Source organism: Streptomyces sp. (genome assembly GCF_035563135.1).
Lineage (GTDB): Bacteria > Actinomycetota > Actinomycetes > Streptomycetales > Streptomycetaceae > Streptomyces.
In genome coordinates this window covers 1-3,262 of the sequence record NZ_DATMVN010000644.1, presented here as the reverse complement: position 1 = coordinate 3,262, position 3,262 = coordinate 1, and the positions used below count along the sequence as shown (strand labels likewise).

The 3,262-nt window shown below is 76.6% G+C and carries 3 protein-coding genes; all 3 read right to left on the bottom strand.

All coding sequences use genetic code 11. The annotated features are described in order from the left end of the window. Positions 1-40: 40 nt before the first annotated feature. The gene (locus tag VN520_RS28825; protein ID WP_325749887.1) at positions 41-1,447 is read right to left on the bottom strand and encodes a hypothetical protein; all 1,407 of its coding nucleotides are present in this window, start codon (positions 1,445-1,447) and stop codon (positions 41-43) included. After that, positions 1,444-2,967 carry a GT4 family glycosyltransferase PelF gene (pelF, locus tag VN520_RS28820; RefSeq protein WP_325749886.1) on the bottom strand — a complete coding sequence of 508 codons (1,524 nt, stop codon included), beginning with the start codon at positions 2,965-2,967 and terminating at the stop codon, positions 1,444-1,446. Before pelF ends, VN520_RS28825 begins: the two co-directional genes overlap by 4 nt. Positions 2,968-3,070: 103 nt before the next feature. Continuing rightward, positions 3,071-3,262, bottom strand: a 192-nt coding sequence (locus VN520_RS28815; protein ID WP_414719977.1) for a hypothetical protein, incomplete at its 5' end; no start/stop codon positions are given.

Here is a 3,262-nt window from a genome sequence, read left to right as displayed (position 1 = left end):
GGGGCGGTGCGGTGGTACGTGCGCGGCCGGTGGAGCGGCCTCAGCCGTGGGCGGCCGGGCGGCCCAGCCGCCGTACGGCCACCGCGGTGAGACAGAGCACGACGCCGCCGCAGCACAGCGGCAGAGCCGCGGCGCCCGGCGGGGCGCCGGTCAGCATCACCGCGCCGGCGGACACCGCCGCGGTGAGGCACAGGGCCGCCGGCGGCCAGGCGGTGCCGAACGCCTGGAGCAGCAGGGAGAGCCACAGCGCGGCGGCGAGCAGCAGCAGGGTGACGGGCTCGGCGCCCGCGAGCAGCGCCGCCGGGACGAGCGGACCGAGATACACGAGCAGGCAGCCGGCGAGAACGGCGGCGGAGCGGGCCCGGAACCCGGCGGGTGTCCTCGTGGACCGCAGAGCCGCCACCGACAGTCCGCGGTAGCGGTACAGCAGCCACTCGGCCGGCCCCATGCTCAGGGTCAGCACGATCACCCCCCAGGGATGGTCCCGGCCCGCCAGGAACACCAGCGACCCGGCGGCCAGTCCGAACAGCCCGTACGGCAGGGACGGCCACAGCCCCGGACGCGCGGCACCGGCTGCGGCGGGCGCCGTGCGGGTGGCGCGCAGCACCCAGCCGGCCGCGGCGACCGTGCCGAGGAGCGACAGCAGCGGAAGCCCGGCCCGGAGCACGGTCCCGGGCTCCCACCACAGCAGTGCCGTCCCGCCTGCGGTGACCGGCACGAGGACCGCCAGCAGCAGCCGCTCGCGGCCCAGCACGAGCAGCACACCGGCCGCCGCGAGGTACGCCGACTGGGCCACGACGGCCAGGGCCGTCACGCCCGGCCCCGAGAGCGCGGCTCCGGCGACGGCCGCCGTGACAGCGCCCAGCGGCGCACCCTTCGCCAGGGTGCGACCCGCCTCCGGGCGCCCGCTCGCCAGGCGTACGTAAGCCCGGTGGCCCAGTGCCTGGTTCCAGGCCCAGGAGATCAGCCCGGCCACCACCAGCGCCCGCACCGTGCCGTCAGGGGGCAGCAGTTGCCCGGCGAGCGCGTAGGCGAGGCCGGGCAGCGCGAACAGCAGGCCTCGCAAGGCGCAGCGCAGATGGTCAGGCCGCCAGGGATCGACGGGCCGCGGCGGCTCGGGGAACGTCCGCGGTACGCGCTGGTACAACGCGGTCGCCAGCGAGAACAGATCGGCGTGTCCGTACGTCTTCCGGATCACCTCACCGGTGAGCCCCTCGGACTCCAGCAGCGCGGCGACCTCATAAGGGTGAACCGCGGGTGCGATGCGGTCGGCCAGTTCGGCGGCGAGCCCGTCCACCGCGTCGCGCCGCGCCCCGTGGCCGGGCAGGACCAGGGCCAGCGTGTGCTGATCGGTGAGGCGCGAAGAGAGCGGGCGGTGGCCGGCGAGGCGCAGGGCCAGTGTGTCCTGCTCCGCGCCGCCCGGCTCCAGCGACATGGGTCCGCTCATCCGGCCGCGCTCCTGACCGGTGCTCTGCCCGCCGTCGCCGGCGCGCGTTCCCCGACGGCCGCGAGCCCGCTCCGGGCGCCGGACGCCGACAGCTCCAGGTAGATGGAGCGGAAGGTGTCGACGGTCTGCCGGAGGGTGAACTGCTCGATCACCCTGAGCCGGGCCGCCTCGCCCATCCTCCGGCGCCGTCCGGCGTCGGCCAGCAGCTCCAGGGCCGCGGCGGCCATCGCGGCCGGATCGCGGGGCGGCACCACGAGACCGGTGTCGCCGACGGCCTCCCGTACGCCGCCCACGTCCGTGGACACGGTCGCCCGCCCGCAGGACATGGCCTCGATCAGGGTGAAGGGGAAGCCCTCGCTGATGCTGGAGAGCATCACGACGTTGCCCGCCGCGTAGGCGTCCCTGATGTCCTCGACGCGGCCCTCGAAGGTGACCGCACCGGCGTGGCCCAGCTCCGCGGCCAGGGCCTCGCACCGGTCCCGGTACGCCTCCCCGCCGCGCGGCGTGCCGCCGAACAGGCGCAGCCGCGCGGCGGGCACCCGCGCGCGTACGAGGGCGAAGGCACGGATCAGGGTCTCCAGGTCCTTGATCGGGTCGACACGGCCGGCCCAGCTGAGCACGGGGTCGGCCGGTTCGGGGCCGGCGGGCGGGAACGCGGCGGGGTCCACGCCGTTGTAGACCGTCCGGATCGACTCGGGCGCGGCGCCGCCGCGCTCCTCCCAGAGCCGGTTGTAGCGGTTGCCCGGGGTGATCAGGGCCGCCCGGCGGTAGGTCTCCTCGGCCAGGAGCCGGAAGAAGCCGAGCAGCAGTGCCTTGACCGGCCAGCGGTAGGGGCCGGTGCGGTAGCCGAGGTAGCGCTCGCGCAGATAGACGCCGTGCTCGGTGAGCAGCAGCGGCACACCGTGCCGTTCCAGCGCGGCGAGGCCCGGCAGGACCGCCACGCCGCCGCTGACCGCGTGCGCCACACCCGTCTCCGGGAGCGGCGCGGCCAGCGGCCGCAGCGCGTGCTCCAGCAGCGTGGTCGCGGTCACCGCGTCCTGAAGCGTCGGCCGGGCCTCGCGCACCGCGAGTCCGGGCCGGTTCCAGAGGGCCGTCAGGATGCCGATGGCCCGGTCCCCGCGCAGGAACGGGCTGAGCCGGCCGTCCTCGGCGGCCCGTGCGAGCGCGTGGAGGGCCGGGCCGAAGCCGTCCTCGGCGTGCGGGTCGAGCAGTGCGGCCACGAACCGCTCGTAGGACTCGGCGAGCCGCCCGAGGTGGTGCCCGCGGGGGGCGCGCCCGTCCGGGGCAGGACCCCACATGGGGACGGAGACGATGCGGCCGACGTGGGCGGGGACGTCCCAGACGACCGGCTCACGGCCGGTGCCGGTGACCGCGGTCACGTCGAAGGCGATGTCGGGCATGCCGGTGACGAGCTGGTCGCACCAGACACTCACACCGCCGTGACTGTGCGGGTAGGTGCCTTCGGTGAGCAGGGTGACGCGCGACGCGCCGAGGTGTCGCGCGCCGTGGCGAAAGTGCATCGGAGTGCTCCACGGCCGGGAAGTGGGGGTGTGCCGGGCCCGGGGGTCGCGGGCCCGGCCCGGCCGCCGCACCGGCGGCCGGGACAGGAAGGACGTACGCCTGTCAGCGCTCCGCGGCGTAGGGGATCCGTTCCTCGACGCCGGCCGGGACCTCGGTCCGGGGCGCGGTGCCCGCCGGTACTCCGGTCGCGGCGGGCGTTTCGCCCGGGCCGGCCGCCGCGGCCGGCGCACCGGCGGACGGGGGCAGGTCCAGGGTGTACGGCAGGTGGCCGGCCTGGGCCCAGCCGGAGACCGC

What these genes read in the sequence shown, in the direction of transcription:
- pelF (WP_325749886.1), bottom strand. Translation starts at nt 2,967, where the DNA reads ATGCACTTTCGCCACGGCGCGCGACACCTCGGCGCGTCGCGCGTCACC.
- VN520_RS28825 (WP_325749887.1), bottom strand. Translation starts at nt 1,447, where the DNA reads ATGAGCGGACCCATGTCGCTGGAGCCGGGCGGCGCGGAGCAGGACACA.